Raw genomic sequence first — 14760 nt, 5'->3', positions numbered from 1 at the left:
CCCAGCACCCCCTCCAGCGGTTCGCACGACCGGCCGGTCCTCACCGGCTCCCAACGGTTCTCACGGGAAGAAGGCCCACTCCATGTTCGAGGCAGTCGAAGAGCTCCTCGTCGAGCACGCCGACCTCGAGAAGAGGCTGGCCGACCCGTCCGTCCACGCCGACCAGGCCAACGCTCGCAAGCTGGCCAAGCGGTACGCCGAGCTGACCCCGATCACCCGGGTCTACCGGCAGTGGCGACAGGCCGGCGAGGACATCGAGGCCGCGCGCGAACTCGCCGCCGAGGAACCGGAGTTCCTCGCCGAGGTGAAGGAGGGCGAGCAGCGCCGCGAGGGGCTGACCGAGGAGCTGCGGATGCTGCTCGTGCCGCGCGACCCGAGCGACGACAAGGACGTCATCCTGGAGATCAAGGCGGGTGAGGGCGGCGAGGAGTCCGCGCTGTTCGCCGGCGACCTGCTCCGGATGTACCTGCGCTTCGCCGAGCGGATCGGCTGGAAGACCGAGATCATCGACGCCAACGAGTCCGACCTCGGCGGCTACAAGGACGTCTCGGTGGCCGTGAAGACCAAGGGCAACGCCGAGCCCGGGCAGGGCGTCTGGGCCCGGCTGAAGTACGAGGGCGGCGTGCACCGCGTGCAGCGCGTCCCCGCCACCGAGTCCCAGGGCCGCATCCACACCTCCGCGGCGGGCGTGCTGGTCACCCCCGAGGCGGAGGAGGTCGAGGTCGAGATCGTCGCCAACGACCTGCGGATCGACGTCTACCGTTCGTCCGGCCCCGGCGGCCAGTCGGTCAACACCACCGACTCCGCGGTCCGGATCACCCACCTGCCGACCGGTATCGTGGCGTCCTGCCAGAACGAGAAGAGCCAGCTGCAGAACAAGGAGCAGGCGATGCGCATCCTGCGGTCGCGCCTGTTGGCCGCCGCGCAGGAGGAGGCCGAGCGCGAGGCCTCGGACGCGCGTCGCAGCCAGGTCCGTACGGTGGACCGCTCCGAGCGGATCCGGACGTACAACTACCCGGAGAACCGCATCTCGGACCACCGCACGGGGTTCAAGTCGTACAACCTGGACCAGGTCCTGGACGGCGAACTGAACGCGGTGATCCAGTCCTGCGTCGACGCGGACGCGGCGGCCAAGCTCGCCTCGGCCCAACAGAACTGAGACCGGCGCGCCCCAGCCCGAGCGACGGCGCGAGCCGGAGCGCAGAAACAAGAGGTCGTACGGATGAACCTGCTGCTCGCCGAGGTGGCCCAGGCCACCCAGCGGTTGGCCGCGGCCGGCGTGCCGTCGCCGCGCTTCGACGCGGAGGAACTCGCCGCCTACGTCCACAACGTCAAGCGCAGCCAGCTGCACTCGGTGAAGGACGCCGACTTCGACGCCCGCTACTGGGAGGCCGTCTCCCGCCGCGAGGCGCGCGAACCGCTCCAGCACATCACCGGGCGGGCGTTCTTCCGCTACCTCGAACTGGAGGTCGGCCCCGGGGTGTTCGTGCCCCGGCCGGAGACCGAGACGGTCGTCGAGTGGGCCATAGACGCCGTCCGAGACATGGACGTGGCCGAGCCGCTGGTCGTCGACCTGTGCTCCGGCTCCGGCGCCATCGCGCTCGCCCTGGCCCAGGAGCTGCCGCGCTCGACCGTGCACGCCTTCGAACTCGACGAGGGCGCGCTGCAGTACACCCGGCGCAACATCGAGGCCAGCCCCGACCGCGCCCGGGTCACTCTGCACGCCGGTGACGCCACCCGGGCCTTCGCCGACGACCGCTCCTGGGACGGCCGTTTCGACCTGGTGATCTCCAACCCGCCGTACATCCCGCTCACCGAGTGGGAGTACGTCGCCCCGGAGGCCCGCGACCACGACCCGCAGATGTCGCTGTTCTCCGGCGAGGACGGCCTGGACACCATCCGCGGCATCGAGCGGGTGGCCGCCCGGCTGCTGCGCCCCGGCGGCGCGGTGGTGATCGAGCACGCCGACCAGCAGGGCGGGCAGGTCCCGTGGATCTTCAATGAGGAACGCGGCTGGACGGACACCGCCGACCACCGCGACCTGAACAACCGACCGCGCTTCACGACAGCCCGCAGGGCGTCGTTGTGACCAGCCGGGCCGCGGCCGCGCCGCTCGCCCGGCCGCGCCGTGAAGACCGTGCTGTGAACGCTGTGATGAGCCATTCCGGAAGGGGACCGCACCGATGAGCCGCCGTTACGACTGTGCCGACGCCGGGGACCGCGCCACCGGCCTGCGCGAGGCCGCCTCGGCCATTCGCCGGGGCGAACTCGTCGTGCTGCCCACCGACACCCTGTACGGGGTCGGCGCGGACGCCTTCTCGCCGGAGGCCGTCGGCGACCTGCTGGCCGCCAAGGGCCGCGGCCGCAACATGCCCTCGCCCGTGCTGGTCGGCTCGCCGACCACCCTGCACGGCCTGGTCACCGACTTCTCCGAGCAGGCCTGGGAGCTGGTCGACGCGTTCTGGCCGGGCGGGCTCACCCTGGTCGCCAAGCACCAGCCCTCGCTGCGCTGGGACCTCGGCGAGACCCGCGGCACCGTCGCCGTCCGGATGCCGCTGCACCCGGTCGCCATCGAGCTGCTGAACGCCACCGGCCCGCTGGCCGTCTCCAGCGCCAACAAGACCGGCGGCCCGTCCCCGGCCACCTGCGACGAGGCGCAGGCGCAGCTCGGCGACGCCATCTCGGTCTACCTGGACGGCGGACAGGCGGACCACGCGACCGCCTCGTCCATCGTCGACGTCACGGGCAAGGTCCCGGTCCTGCTGCGGGCGGGCGCGATCAGCGTCGAGCAGCTGAGGGAGGTCGTCCCCGACCTGGAGGCCGGCAGTTGACGCCCATCGCCTCGCTCCATGCCGGGCCCGGCATAGCGCCGTACCTGAGTGTGGGCCCCAGGCCGCTGGACCACTTCCGGATCCTGTTCGTCTGCACCGGCAACATCTGCCGCTCGCCGATCGCCGAGCGGCTCACCCGGCGTGAGCTGGACACCCGGCTCAGCCCCCGGGTGGCCGGCCGGATCCTGGTGGAGAGCGCCGGCACCTGGGGCCACGTGGGCGCGCCGATGGAGGACCACGCTGTGACCGTCCTGGACGAGTACGGCGCGGACAGCGGCGGCTTCACCGGCCGCGAGCTGCTGGACGAGCACGTGGTCGAGGCCGACCTGGTGCTCACCGCGACCCTGGACCACCGCGCCCAGGTCATCTCGATGGGCCACGAGGCGGGGCTGCGCACCTTCACCCTGAAGGAGTTCACCCGCCTGGTGCGGACGATCGACCCGGGCACCCTGCCCGACCCGCGCCGCGGCGCCGACGTCACCGAGCGCGCCCGCGCCCTGGTCCGGGCGGCCGCCGCGCTGCGCGGCTGGCTGCTCGCCGCCACCCCGGAGTCTGACGAACTGGACGACCCGTACGGGGCCCCGATCGGCATGTTCCGCAACTGCGGCGAGGAGATATTCCACGCGGTCGACCCGGTGGTCACCGCGCTCACCGGCGTGCCCGCGCTGCGCTGACCGCCCGCGCCGCGAGCGGCCCGGAGGCCCCCCGGCGGCCCGGGGACGGCCCGCGGCGGCCGAGCGCCGAATGGCCCCGCGCCGACGAGCCGCCCGGCCCGGCCGGTCCTACGCTGGAGGAACCCACCCTTCCCGGCCCCACGCCGGGAGGCGCCCCCACGCCGCCCCGGAGCCCCGCCATGACCGTCACCGACGCCCCGACCGGCCCGACCGCGACCAGAGGGCGCCCGTGGGCCTCCGAGGCACTGCACCGGGCCGATCCGCAGGTGGCCGACCTGCTGGCGGCCGAGGCCGAGCGGCGGGCCGAGACGGTCCAGCTGCTGGCGGGGGAGAACCTGACCTCCCCGGCCGTCCTGGCGGCGCTGAGCGGGCCGCTGATCGACAAGTACGCCGAGGGCTACCCGGGCCGCCGGCACCACACCGGCTGCGCCCTCGCGGACGCCGCCGAGCTGCTGGCGATCGACCGGGCCCGTGAGCTGTTCGCCGCTCCGCACGCCAACGTCCAGCCCCGGTCGGCGACTTCGGCGATGCTGGCGGCGTACGCGGCGCTGCTGCGGCCCGGCGACGGGGTGCTGGCGATGTCGCTGGAGCACGGCGGCCACCTCAGCTGCGGCTCGCGGGCGAACTTCTCCGGCCGCTGGTTCGCCTTCACCGGGTACGGGGTGCGCGAGGCCGACGGCCTGATCGACCTCGACCAGGTGCGCGACCTGGCCCGCGAGCACCGCCCGAAGGCGATCGTGGCGGGCTCGATCTCGCACCCCCGGCACCCGGACTGGGCCGCCTTCCGGGAGATCGCCGACGAGGTGGACGCCTACCTGATCGCCTCGGTCGCCCAGACCGCCGGCCTGGTCGCGGCCGGCGTGGCGCCCTCCCCGGTGCCGTACGCGGACGTCACCGTGGCGGCCACCCACAAGCTGCTGCGCGGCCCGCGCGGGGGCCTGCTGCTGTCCACCGCGGAGCTGGCCGAGCGGATCGACCGGGCGGTGTTCCCGTTCAGCCAGGGCGGGGCGGCGATGAACGAGGTGGCCGGCAAGGCGGTGGCGCTGGCCGAGGCGGCGACGCCCGGCTACCGGGCGTACGCGCAGCGGACGGTGGACGGGGCGCGGGTGCTGGCGACAGGGCTCGCGGCGGCCGGGATGCGCCTGCTGACCGGCGGCACCGACACCCACCTGGTGACGGCGGACGTGAGCCCGCTGGGCGTCACCGGCGCGGAGGCCGAGCGGCGCTGCGCCGTGGCCGGACTGCTGCTCGGCAAGTGCGCGCTGCCCTTCGACCCGGCGCCGGCGGCCGAGGCCTCCGGGATCCGGCTGGGCACCGGCACGGTGACCAGCCAGGGGATGGGCGAGGCGGAACTCGCCGAGCTCGCCGGGCTGATCGCTCAGGCGCTCGCCGGGGGCACGGGCGCGCGGGTGGCGAACCGGGTCCGGGAGCTGGCCCTGTCCTTCGCCGACCGACGGTGACGAGAGCCTCGTCGACGGATATTCGGATCTCCTACCCGGGAGAGCGAACCGCGATGCGTGCCTTGAGCGTCCGACTCAATAAGGTGTGGGGCGTGGCGACGCACCTCGAACCCCGGGAACGCAGGGGAGTACCTTCGGTACCTCCCCGTTGGACAGTGACGCAGGAGGCCGGTGGTGCGTGAGTATCTGCTGGTGCTGTTCTGCACCGCCGCCGTCACCTACCTGTTGACCGGCCCGGTCCGGAAGTTCGCCATCGCGGCCGGCGCCATGCCGCCGGTCCGCGCCCGCGACGTGCACCGCGAGCCGACGCCGCGGCTCGGCGGGATCGCCATGTTCGGCGGGCTGTGCGCGGGCATCCTGGTCGCCTCGCAGCTGGACAACCTGAGCAAGGTGTTCTCGCAGGGCACCGACATCCGCGCGCTGCTGTCCGGCGCCGGGATCATGTGGCTGCTCGGGGTGCTCGACGACAAGTGGGGCGTGGACGCGCTGGTGAAGCTCGGCGGCCAGATGATCGCCGCCGGTGTGATGGTCTGGCAGGGCGTCACGGTGATCACCCTCCCGGTGCCCGGTGTCGGCGCGGTCGCGGTGAGCCCCACCCAGGGCATGGTCATCTCGGTCACCCTGGTCGTCGTCATGGTCAACGCGGTGAACTTCATCGACGGCCTGGACGGCCTGGCGGGCGGCATGGTCTGCATCGCCGCGATGGCGTTCTTCCTGTACAGCTACCGGCTCTGGTACGGCTACACGATCACCGACGCGGCGCCCGCGGTGCTGTTCAGCGTGTTGTTGATCGGCATGTGCCTGGGCTTCCTGGCGCACAACATGCACCCCGCGCGGATCTTCATGGGCGACTCCGGCTCGATGATGCTGGGCCTGATGCTGGCCGTGGCCGCGATCTCCATCACCGGCCGCGTCGACCCGGACCTGATCAGCAGCGAGACCGGTTCACAGACCGCGACCGTGCACGCCCTGGTGCCGATCTACATCCCGCTGCTGCTGCCGCTGACGGTCATCGCGCTGCCGCTGGCGGACCTGCTGCTCGCGGTGGTGCGCCGCACCTGGGCCGGCCAGTCGCCGTTCGCCGCGGACAAGCGCCACCTGCACCACCGGCTGCTCCAGGTCGGGCACTCGCACAGCCGTGCGGTCCTGATCATGTACTTCTGGGCCGCGCTGATCGCCTTCGGCACGGTGGCCTTCTCGGTCACCAACACCGGCCGCACGGTGGTGCTGACGCTCGCCGGGCTCTGCCTGGTCGGCCTGGTGGTGCTGCTGACGCCGCAGTTCCGGCCGCGCGCGCCGAAGGCGGTGCAGGCCTTCGTCCCGCCGCGCTACCGGCGCCGTCCGCCCGCCCCCATGGCCGAACTGTCGGCAAAGGACAAGCAACTTCTCGGTGAAGCCGACCGGGGAGCCTCCGCGCTCGACGACCACGGCCGGACCACCGGACGCCGCTAGCAAGGCAGTTGATGTTCCGTCAAATGGGCTCACCCGTTCGGCTGTACCGTTGCGCCGTCGGTGTGACAGGTGCCACACATTCATGGTAAAGCTCTCATCAAATAGTTTGTGATACCGTTCACGAGTACCGAGAACACGCCGAAAGACCTGACAGGTGGAGGACTTCCGTCCCTGGTCGGTCTCCCTCGACGGGCCCGCCGCTCCAGCGGGCGGCCCGGGCGGCGGCCTCTCGGTCCGGTGTCACCCACCACCTTCTGTGCCCCGTCCCCCCGTCTCATCGACATGCCGCCGGAGCTGCCGACATGCCGTCCACCGACGCCCGGATCCTCCGAGGCGCCGCGATTCCCACTGCGGCCGCCGGGATCATCGCCATGGCGATCTCGTTCGCCGTCGCCGGCGGGAAGGGGCTGCTCGGCGCCCTCTTCGGCGCGCTGCTGGTGATGGCCTTCTTCAGTTCCGGCCAGGTCGCGCTCGACCGCCTGACCAGGTCGAACCCGCAGATCATGATGGCCGCGGCGCTCCTGGTGTACACCACGCAGATCCTGCTGGTCGGCATCGTCCTGGCCGTCTTCAAGGACACCGGGCTCTTCAACCGGCAGGCCTTCGCCTTCACGCTGCTCGGCTGCGCGCTGATCTGGACGGGGTTCCAGGTGCGTGGCGCGCTGAAGGCCAAGACCTTCTACGTCGACCCCGACGCCTCGGAAAAGAAGGGTGACAAGCCTTCCGACTCGGGGCGTCAACAGTGACGAGGCCCGACTGTCCCCCCAACGAGGGGGGCGGTGTTTATGCCGCACTGACGGACTGCTATCGTCCGTCGCAACAACGGAGTACGGGAAGCGGCCAGGTCTGTCCGAACAGCGGACGGATCGCCCCCCGAATCCGCGCAGTCTTCGATGATCCCGCTGTGGTGCGGCGCACCGGCGCGCGGGATCCGCGAGAAACCCATCAAGTTTCAGTGCCGCTCCGTGGCCGCAGGCCACGCCGACACACCGAGGTTGCCGTAACCATGCGTCACGACGAAGGAGTCCGTGGTGAGTGCTGATCAGCTCACGTTCCTCGCCTCAGGCAGTTGCCACTTCGGGGACGCTGGCTGCGGCTTCCCGGCCCCGGGTCTGAACGAGTTCCAGTTCAAGCCGATCTTCTCGATCGGCAGCATCGAGTTCAACAAGCCGATGCTGCTGTCGGTCATCGTTGCGCTCCTGGTCGTCGTCTTCTTCTGGGCCGCCTTCGCCAAGCCGCGCCTGGTCCCCGGCAAGCTGCAGCTGGTCGGCGAGATCGGCTACGACTTCGTCAAGCGCTCCATCGTGCTGGAGACGATCGGCAAGAAGGGCGAGAAGTACGTCCCGATGCTCGTCTCGATGTTCTTCTTCATCTGGTTGATGAACATCATGTCGATCATCCCGTTCGCACAGTTCCCCGTGACGGCGGCGATCGCGTTCCCGGCCGGCCTCGCGGCGGTCGTGTGGATCACCTACATGACGCTGACCTTCAAGAAGCACGGCTTCGTCGGCGGTCTCAAGAACCTCTGCTGGCCCTCGGGCATCCCCGGCTGGGTCATGTTCATCCTGGTGCCGATCGAGTTCTTCTCGAACATCTTCGTGCGCCCCTTCACGCTCGCGGTCCGAGCCTTCGCGAACATGTTCGCGGGCCACCTGCTGGTCGTGATGTTCTCCGTTGCCTCCTGGTACCTGCTCAGCCCGACCCTGGGTGCGCTCTACGGCTCGGCCTCGTTCGTCGTCGCCGTCGGCCTGACCGCCTTCGAGCTGCTGGTCCAGTTCCTGCAGGCCTACATCTTCGTGATGCTCGCCAGCAGCTACATCGCCGGTGCCCTCGAAGAGGCGCACTGAGCCAGGGGGCCCCGGCCCTCCTGAACCACTCCCGGAACGCCCGGTGGCCAATCACCACCGGTACACCATCCCCGCAAAGGACACACTGCAATGAGCATGCTCGCTGAGGTCGGCGTCTACGGTTCCGTCGCTTCGATCGGTTACGGCCTCGCCGCGATCGGCCCCGGCATCGGTGTCGGTCTCATCTTCGGTAACGGTGTGCAGGCGATGGCCCGCCAGCCCGAGGCTGCCGGCCTGATCCGCTCCAACATGTTCATCGGCTTCGCGCTGACCGAGGCGCTCGCCCTCATCGGCATCGTCATGCCGTTCGTCTTCGGCCAGGGCCCCAAGTAATCCCCGGCGTAGACCCTTCGAGGAAGGTCCAGATATGAGCGTCGTGGCTCAGCTTGCGGAGACGGAGGAGATCATGAATCCTCTCCTGCCCGCGTGGCCCGAGATCATCATCGGCCTGCTCTGCTTCTTCATCGTCTTCGGCCTGCTCGGCAAGAAGCTCCTCCCCAGCATCGAGAAGGTGCTGTCGGAGCGTCGGGACGCCATCGAAGGCGGCATGGAGCGCGCCGAGGCCGCCCAGGCCGAGGCCCAGGCCCTGCTTGAGCAGTACCGCGCCGAGCTCGCCGAGGCGCGTCACGAGGCTGCCCGCATCGTCGAGCAGGCTCGCGAGCAGGGCGCTGCCCAGCTCACCGAGATGCGCGAGGAGGGCCAGCGTCAGCGCGAGGCCATCGTCGCCGCCGGCCACGCGCAGATCGAGGCCGACAAGAAGCAGGCGACCGCCGTCCTGCGCCAGGACGTGGGTTCGCTGGCCTCCCAGCTGGCTTCCCGCATCGTGGGTGAGTCCCTTGAGGACAGCGCTCGGCAGAGCGGCGTGATCGACCGTTTCCTGGACGAGCTGGAGGCCAAGGCCGCCGTTGCTCAGGGTGCGGCCAAGTGATCGGCGCCAGCCGCGAGGCCCTCGCCGCCGGCCGGCAGAACCTGGAGAGCCTGACCGACTCCACCTCGGTGGACGCGGCCAAGCTCGCCGAGGAGCTCACCGCCGTCACGGCCGTGCTGGACCGTGAGGTGTCGCTGCGCCGTGTCCTGACCGACCCGTCCCGGTCGGGTCAGGACAAGGCCCAGCTGGTCTCCTCGCTGCTGACCGGTCAGGTCTCCGGCGAGACCGTCGACCTCGTCTCCGGTCTGGTCCGCTCCCGCTGGTCGGGCTCGCGCGACCTGGTGGACGGGACCGAGGAGCTGGCCGCGTACGCCGAGGTCATCGCGGCGGACAGGGCAGGCGCCCTGGACGACGTCGAGGACGAGCTGTTCCGGTTCAGCCGGGTGGTGAGCGGCTCGCACGAGCTGCGCGCCGCGCTGACCGAGCCGAAGGCCGGCATCGCCCCGAAGGCCGCGCTGATCAACAAGCTGCTCGGCGGCCGCGCCCACGCGGGCACCGTCCGGCTGGTCACGGCCATCGTCAACGCGCCGCGTGGCCGTAGCCTGGAGCAGGGCCTGGAGTCCTACTCGAAGCTCGCCGCCGCGCGCCGCGGCCGCGTGGTGGCCCTGGTCACCACTGCGGTGCCGCTGTCGGACACCCAGAAGGAGCGCCTGTCCGGTGCTCTGGCCCGGATGTACGGCCGCCAGGTCCACCTGAACATCGACGTCGACCCCGAGGTCGTCGGCGGTGTCCGGGTGCAGGTCGGCGACGAGATCATCGACGGCACCGTGTCGAGCCGCCTCGAAGGCGCTCGCCAGTCGCTCGAAGGCTGAGCACCGAAGCAGCAGCACATCCGACCCTCGGTCGGGAAACCGGCTCCCCAAGGAGCCGGCACATCGGACGGCCGGTTCGGCAGACCCGGCCGAGAGTCGAATACTTGCGGCCCTCAATGGCGGGCCGAGGATCGCAAACTAGGAGAGCAGGGAAGCCTGATGGCGGAGCTTACGATCCGTCCGGAGGAGATCCGGGACGCGCTGGCCGACTTTGTCCAGTCGTACCAGCCGGACGCCGCTTCTGTGGAAGAGGTCGGCACGGTCACTGACGCGGCGGACGGCATCGCGCATGTCGAGGGCCTGCCCTCGGTCATGGCGAACGAGCTGCTGAGGTTCGAGGACGGCACGCTCGGCCTCGCGCTGAACCTCGACACCCGCGAGATCGGTGTCGTCATCCTCGGCGAGTTCGGTGGCATCGAAGAGGGCCAGACCGTGCGCCGCACCGGCGAGGTCCTCTCGGTTCCGGTCGGCGACGGCTACCTCGGCCGCGTCGTGGACCCGCTGGGCAACCCGATCGACGGTCTGGGTGACATCGCCTCCACCGGCCGTCGTGCCCTGGAGCTGCAGGCCCCCGGCGTCATGGCCCGCAAGTCGGTCAAGCAGCCGCTGCAGACCGGCATCAAGGCCATCGACTCGATGACCCCGATCGGCCGTGGCCAGCGTCAGCTGATCATCGGTGACCGCCAGACCGGCAAGACCGCGGTGGCCGTCGACACGATCATCAACCAGCGCGACAACTGGCGCTCGGGCGACCCGGAGAAGCAGGTCCGCTGCATCTACGTCGCCGTGGGCCAGAAGGGCTCCACCATCGCGTCCGTCCGCGGCGCCCTGGAGGAGGCCGGCGCGCTGGAGTACACCACCATCGTGGCCGCTCCCGCCTCCGACCCGGCCGGCTTCAAGTACCTTGCCCCGTACACCGGTTCGGCCATCGGCCAGGAGTGGATGTACGACGGCAAGCACGTCCTGATCATCTTCGACGACCTGTCGAAGCAGGCCGAGGCCTACCGCTCCGTGTCGCTGCTGCTGCGCCGTCCGCCGGGCCGCGAGGCCTACCCGGGCGACGTCTTCTACCTGCACTCCCGCCTGCTGGAGCGCTGCGCCAAGCTGAACGACGCCCTGGGCGGCGGCTCGATGACCGGTCTGCCGATCATCGAGACCAAGGCCAACGACGTCTCGGCGTACATCCCGACCAACGTCATCTCCATCACCGACGGCCAGTGCTTCCTGGAGTCCGACCTGTTCAACGCCGGCATCCGCCCGGCCGTGAACGTCGGCATCTCGGTCTCCCGCGTCGGTGGCTCCGCCCAGATCAAGGCCATGCGCTCGGTCGCCGGCCGTCTGCGTCTGGACCTCGCCCAGTACCGTGAGCTGGAGGCCTTCGCCGGCTTCGGTTCCGACCTGGACGCGGCCTCCAAGGCCCAGCTGGCGCGTGGTGCACGCATGGTCGAGCTGCTGAAGCAGGGCCAGTACCAGCCGTTCCCGGTCGAGGAGCAGGTCGTCTCCATCTGGGCCGGCACCACCGGCAAGCTGGACGACGTCCCGGTCGCCGAGATCCGCCGCTTCGAGCGCGAGTTCCTGGACCACGTGCGCCTCCAGCACAAGGACCTGCTCGCGGGCATCGTCGAGACCGGTCTGCTCGCCGAGGGCACCGTCGACGCGCTGACCACGGCCATCGACGCCTTCAAGCAGGGGTACCAGACCGCCGACGGCAAGCTGCTCTCCGAGCAGGCCTGAGTCCGGTAGCGAGGGAAAGGACGTAACGACCCATGGGAGCACAGCTTCGGGTCTACAAGCGCCGGATCCGCTCTGTCACCGCGACGAAGAAGATCACCAAGGCGATGGAGATGATCTCCGCGGCGCGCATCGGCAAGGCGCAGCGCGCGGTGGCCGCCTCCGCTCCGTACGCCGATGAGCTCACCCGGGCGGTGACGGCGGTGGCCACCCGGTCCAACGCCAAGCACCCGCTCACCACCGAGAACCCGAACGCCACGCGTGCCGCCGTCCTGCTGATCACGGCGGACCGCGGCCTGGCGGGCGGTTACTCGTCCAACGCCATCAAGGCGGCGCTGGCGCTCACCGAGCGCCTGCGCGGCGAGGGCAAGGACGTGGTGACCTACATCGTCGGTCGGAAGGGTCTGTCGTACTACACCTTCCGTGACCTGGCGGTCGGGAACTCGTGGACGGGCTTCTCGGACAAGCCGACCTACGGTGACGCGAAGACGGTCGCGGGCGAGCTGATCGAGGCCTTCACGGCCGAGACCGGCGGCGTGGACGAACTCCACGTGGTCTCGACCGAGTTCGTCTCGATGCTGACGCAGGACGCGGTGGACGCCCGACTGCTGCCGCTGAAGCTGGACGAGGTCCAGCTCAGCGACCAGACGTCGGCCAAGGCCGAGATCTTCCCGCTGTACGACTTCGAGCCGTCGGCGGAGGGCGTCCTCGACGCGCTGCTGCCGCGGTACGTCGAGAGCCGGATCTACAACGCGCTGCTGCAGTCGGCCGCCTCCGAGCACGCCGCCCGCCGCCGCGCGATGAAGAGCGCGACGGACAACGCCGGCGAGCTCATCAAGTCGCTCACGCGGCTTGCCAACTCGGCCCGTCAGGCCGAGATCACCCAGGAAATCAGCGAGATCGTCGGCGGTGCCAACGCCCTCGCCGACGCTAGCCGCGGGAGCGAATGAGAATGACCACCACTGTTGAGCCGACCACGGCGACGGGCCGCGTCGCGCGGGTCATCGGCCCGGTCGTCGACGTGGAGTTCCCCGTCGACGCCATTCCGAACATGTTCAACGCCCTGCACGTCGAGGTGGAGAACCCCGACGGCTCGGGCAAGAAGACCCTGACCCTCGAGGTCGCCCAGCACCTGGGCGACGGCATGGTCCGCGGCATCTCGATGCAGCCGACCGACGGTCTGGTCCGTGGCACCCAGGTCACCGACACCGGTGCCGCCATCTCGGTGCCCGTCGGCCAGATCACCAAGGGCAAGGTCTTCAACGCCCTCGGCGACGTGCTGAACGTGGACCAGAAGGAGTTCGACCAGCAGGTCGAGGTCCGCTGGCCGATCCACCGCAAGGCGCCGGCGTTCAAGGACCTCGAGTCCAAGACCGAGATGTTCGAGACCGGCATCAAGGTCATCGACCTCCTCACCCCGTACGTCCAGGGTGGCAAGATCGGTCTGTTCGGTGGTGCCGGTGTCGGCAAGACCGTTCTGATCCAGGAGATGATCTACCGCGTCGCCGAGAACTTCGGTGGTGTGTCGGTGTTCGCCGGCGTCGGCGAGCGCACCCGTGAGGGCAACGACCTCATCGACGAGATGGTCGACTCGGGCGTTCTGGACAAGACCGCGCTGGTCTTCGGCCAGATGGACGAGCCGCCGGGCACCCGTCTGCGCGTCGCGCTCTCCGCGCTGACCATGGCGGAGTACTTCCGTGACGTCGAGAAGCAGGACGTGCTCCTCTTCATCGACAACATCTTCCGGTTCACCCAGGCCGGTTCCGAGGTGTCGACCCTGCTCGGCCGCATGCCCTCCGCGGTGGGCTACCAGCCGAACCTGGCCGACGAGATGGGCCTCCTCCAGGAGCGCATCACCTCGACCCGCGGTCACTCGATCACCTCGATGCAGGCGATCTACGTCCCCGCGGACGACCTGACCGACCCGGCCCCGGCCACCACCTTCGCCCACCTGGACGCGACGACCGTTCTGTCGCGCCCGATCTCGGAGAAGGGCATCTACCCGGCCGTCGACCCGCTGGACTCCACGTCCCGCATCCTCGACCCGCGGTACATCGCGCAGACCCACTACGACACGGCCCTCCGTATCAAGGGGATCCTGCAGAAGTACAAGGACCTCCAGGACATCATCGCCATCCTCGGTATGGACGAGCTGTCGGAGGAGGACAAGATCACGGTCCACCGGGCCCGTCGCATCGAGCGCTTCCTCTCGCAGAACACCTACGTGGCGAAGCAGTTCACCGGTGTCGAGGGTTCGACCGTGCCGCTGTCGGAGACCATCGAGGCCTTCAACTCGATCGCCGACGGCAAGTACGACTCCGTCCCGGAGCAGGCCTTCTTCATGTGCGGTGGCATCGAGGACCTCGAGAAGAACGCCGCCGAGCTGGCGAAGAAGTAATCGCGGCCGGTAGCAGCTGAGTGACCGTGAGGGGTGGCCCCGAGCCCGGGACCACCCCTCACGTCGCATCGGCTGTGATTCCGGTCAAATCCGTGCCGCCGGTTTCATGCCGGGGGCGCGCGGCCGTTATTCTTACCGAAACTCCCGAGTAATCGGGGGTTGCATGAGCCTAGGAGCCCACGTTGGCTGAGCTGCACGTCGAGCTGGTCGCAGCCGACCGCAAGGTGTGGTCCGGTGCGGCCACCATCGTCGTCGCCCGTACGGCCTCCGGCGACACCGGCATCATGCCGGGTCACACCCCGGTGCTGAGTGTGCTGGAGACCGGTCCGGTCACCATCCGCACGACGGACGGCGGCACCGTGATCGCCGCGGTGCACGGCGGCTTCATCTCCTTCGCCGACAACAAGCTGTCTCTGCTCGCGGAGATCGCCGAGCTGGCGGACGAGATCGACGTCGCCCGCGCCGAGCGCGCGCTGGAGCAGGCCAAGTCGGGCCTGGACGAGCACGCCGAGCGGCGCGCCGAGGTCCGCCTGTTCGCGGCGCGCGGCCTCAAGGCCCACGTCTGAGTGCGCCAAGACCCCGGTTCAGCGGGGTCGACCGACGGTCCCGGGGACGCGTGAGCGTGAC

General features: G+C 70.1%; 15 protein-coding genes. All 15 read left to right on the top strand.

Features of this window, described 5'->3' with window-relative positions; genetic code table 11:
• The first annotated feature begins 82 nt into the window (after positions 1-82).
• The 15 genes from prfA (at position 83) to ACFVHI_RS07785 (ending at position 14699) form a co-directional block, all read left to right on the top strand.
• Entirely contained in the window at positions 83-1159 is a 1077-nt protein-coding gene (gene prfA, locus ACFVHI_RS07855) for a peptide chain release factor 1 (RefSeq protein WP_380336750.1), read from the top strand.
• A gap of 63 nt (positions 1160-1222) precedes the next feature.
• Positions 1223-2089, top strand: a complete 867-nt coding sequence (gene prmC / locus ACFVHI_RS07850) for a peptide chain release factor N(5)-glutamine methyltransferase (RefSeq protein ID WP_063347810.1) — start codon at positions 1223-1225, stop codon at positions 2087-2089.
• A gap of 94 nt (positions 2090-2183) precedes the next feature.
• Positions 2184-2831 carry an L-threonylcarbamoyladenylate synthase gene (locus ACFVHI_RS07845; protein ID WP_063347809.1) on the top strand — a complete coding sequence of 216 codons (648 nt, stop codon included), beginning with the start codon at positions 2184-2186 and terminating at the stop codon, positions 2829-2831.
• Between the two features lie 32 nt (positions 2832-2863).
• Positions 2864-3505, top strand: a complete 642-nt coding sequence (locus tag ACFVHI_RS07840; RefSeq protein WP_063351136.1) for a protein-tyrosine-phosphatase — start codon at positions 2864-2866, stop codon at positions 3503-3505.
• 179 nt (positions 3506-3684) lie between these two features.
• Positions 3685-4965 carry a serine hydroxymethyltransferase gene (gene glyA, locus ACFVHI_RS07835; protein WP_063347808.1) on the top strand — a complete coding sequence of 427 codons (1281 nt, stop codon included), beginning with the start codon at positions 3685-3687 and terminating at the stop codon, positions 4963-4965.
• Between the two features lie 174 nt (positions 4966-5139).
• Positions 5140-6417 carry an MraY family glycosyltransferase gene (locus ACFVHI_RS07830; protein WP_063347807.1) on the top strand — a complete coding sequence of 426 codons (1278 nt, stop codon included), beginning with the start codon at positions 5140-5142 and terminating at the stop codon, positions 6415-6417.
• Positions 6418-6719: 302 nt separating this feature from the next.
• Positions 6720-7163 (top strand): hypothetical protein, encoded by a 444-nt coding sequence (locus tag ACFVHI_RS07825; RefSeq protein WP_063347806.1) that lies wholly within the window; start codon positions 6720-6722, stop codon positions 7161-7163.
• 285 nt (positions 7164-7448) lie between these two features.
• Positions 7449-8264 (top strand): F0F1 ATP synthase subunit A, encoded by an 816-nt coding sequence (gene atpB / locus ACFVHI_RS07820; protein ID WP_063347805.1) that lies wholly within the window; start codon positions 7449-7451, stop codon positions 8262-8264.
• 90 nt (positions 8265-8354) lie between these two features.
• A complete protein-coding gene (gene atpE / locus ACFVHI_RS07815; protein WP_030302757.1) occupies positions 8355-8597 on the top strand; it encodes an ATP synthase F0 subunit C in 243 nt (80 codons plus the stop codon).
• A 34-nt stretch (positions 8598-8631) separates the two neighbouring features.
• A complete protein-coding gene (locus ACFVHI_RS07810) occupies positions 8632-9192 on the top strand; it encodes a F0F1 ATP synthase subunit B (protein ID WP_063347804.1) in 561 nt (186 codons plus the stop codon).
• Positions 9189-10004, top strand: coding sequence for a F0F1 ATP synthase subunit delta (locus ACFVHI_RS07805; RefSeq protein WP_063347803.1), 816 nt, complete (start codon positions 9189-9191; stop codon positions 10002-10004). Before ACFVHI_RS07810 ends, ACFVHI_RS07805 begins: the two co-directional genes overlap by 4 nt.
• Before the next feature lie 159 nt (positions 10005-10163).
• Positions 10164-11738 carry a F0F1 ATP synthase subunit alpha gene (atpA, locus tag ACFVHI_RS07800; protein ID WP_063347802.1) on the top strand — a complete coding sequence of 525 codons (1575 nt, stop codon included), beginning with the start codon at positions 10164-10166 and terminating at the stop codon, positions 11736-11738.
• A 32-nt stretch (positions 11739-11770) separates the two neighbouring features.
• Complete coding sequence (locus ACFVHI_RS07795) at positions 11771-12685, top strand: F0F1 ATP synthase subunit gamma (protein ID WP_063347801.1); 915 nt, start codon at positions 11771-11773, stop codon at positions 12683-12685.
• Between the two features lie 2 nt (positions 12686-12687).
• Positions 12688-14133, top strand: a complete 1446-nt coding sequence (gene atpD / locus ACFVHI_RS07790) for a F0F1 ATP synthase subunit beta (protein ID WP_363371902.1) — start codon at positions 12688-12690, stop codon at positions 14131-14133.
• 182 nt (positions 14134-14315) lie between these two features.
• Positions 14316-14699 (top strand): F0F1 ATP synthase subunit epsilon, encoded by a 384-nt coding sequence (locus ACFVHI_RS07785; RefSeq protein WP_063347799.1) that lies wholly within the window; start codon positions 14316-14318, stop codon positions 14697-14699.
• Positions 14700-14760 lie beyond the last annotated feature (61 nt).

The sequence above is a fragment of the Kitasatospora sp. NPDC127121 genome, assembly GCF_042677305.1.
GTDB lineage: Bacteria > Actinomycetota > Actinomycetes > Streptomycetales > Streptomycetaceae > Kitasatospora.
This window is presented reverse-complemented; position numbering and strand designations above follow the sequence as displayed.

Excerpts from the sequence above, each read along its gene's own strand:
- prfA (WP_380336750.1), top strand. The coding sequence starts at position 83 with ATGTTCGAGGCAGTCGAAGAGCTCCTCGTCGAGCACGCCGACCTCGAG.
- prmC (WP_063347810.1), top strand. The coding sequence starts at position 1,223 with ATGAACCTGCTGCTCGCCGAGGTGGCCCAGGCCACCCAGCGGTTGGCC.
- ACFVHI_RS07845 (WP_063347809.1), top strand. The coding sequence starts at position 2,184 with ATGAGCCGCCGTTACGACTGTGCCGACGCCGGGGACCGCGCCACCGGC.
- glyA (WP_063347808.1), top strand. The coding sequence starts at position 3,685 with ATGACCGTCACCGACGCCCCGACCGGCCCGACCGCGACCAGAGGGCGC.
- ACFVHI_RS07825 (WP_063347806.1), top strand. The coding sequence starts at position 6,720 with ATGCCGTCCACCGACGCCCGGATCCTCCGAGGCGCCGCGATTCCCACT.
- atpE (WP_030302757.1), top strand. The coding sequence starts at position 8,355 with ATGAGCATGCTCGCTGAGGTCGGCGTCTACGGTTCCGTCGCTTCGATC.
- ACFVHI_RS07810 (WP_063347804.1), top strand. The coding sequence starts at position 8,632 with ATGAGCGTCGTGGCTCAGCTTGCGGAGACGGAGGAGATCATGAATCCT.
- atpA (WP_063347802.1), top strand. The coding sequence starts at position 10,164 with ATGGCGGAGCTTACGATCCGTCCGGAGGAGATCCGGGACGCGCTGGCC.
- ACFVHI_RS07795 (WP_063347801.1), top strand. The coding sequence starts at position 11,771 with ATGGGAGCACAGCTTCGGGTCTACAAGCGCCGGATCCGCTCTGTCACC.
- atpD (WP_363371902.1), top strand. The coding sequence starts at position 12,688 with ATGACCACCACTGTTGAGCCGACCACGGCGACGGGCCGCGTCGCGCGG.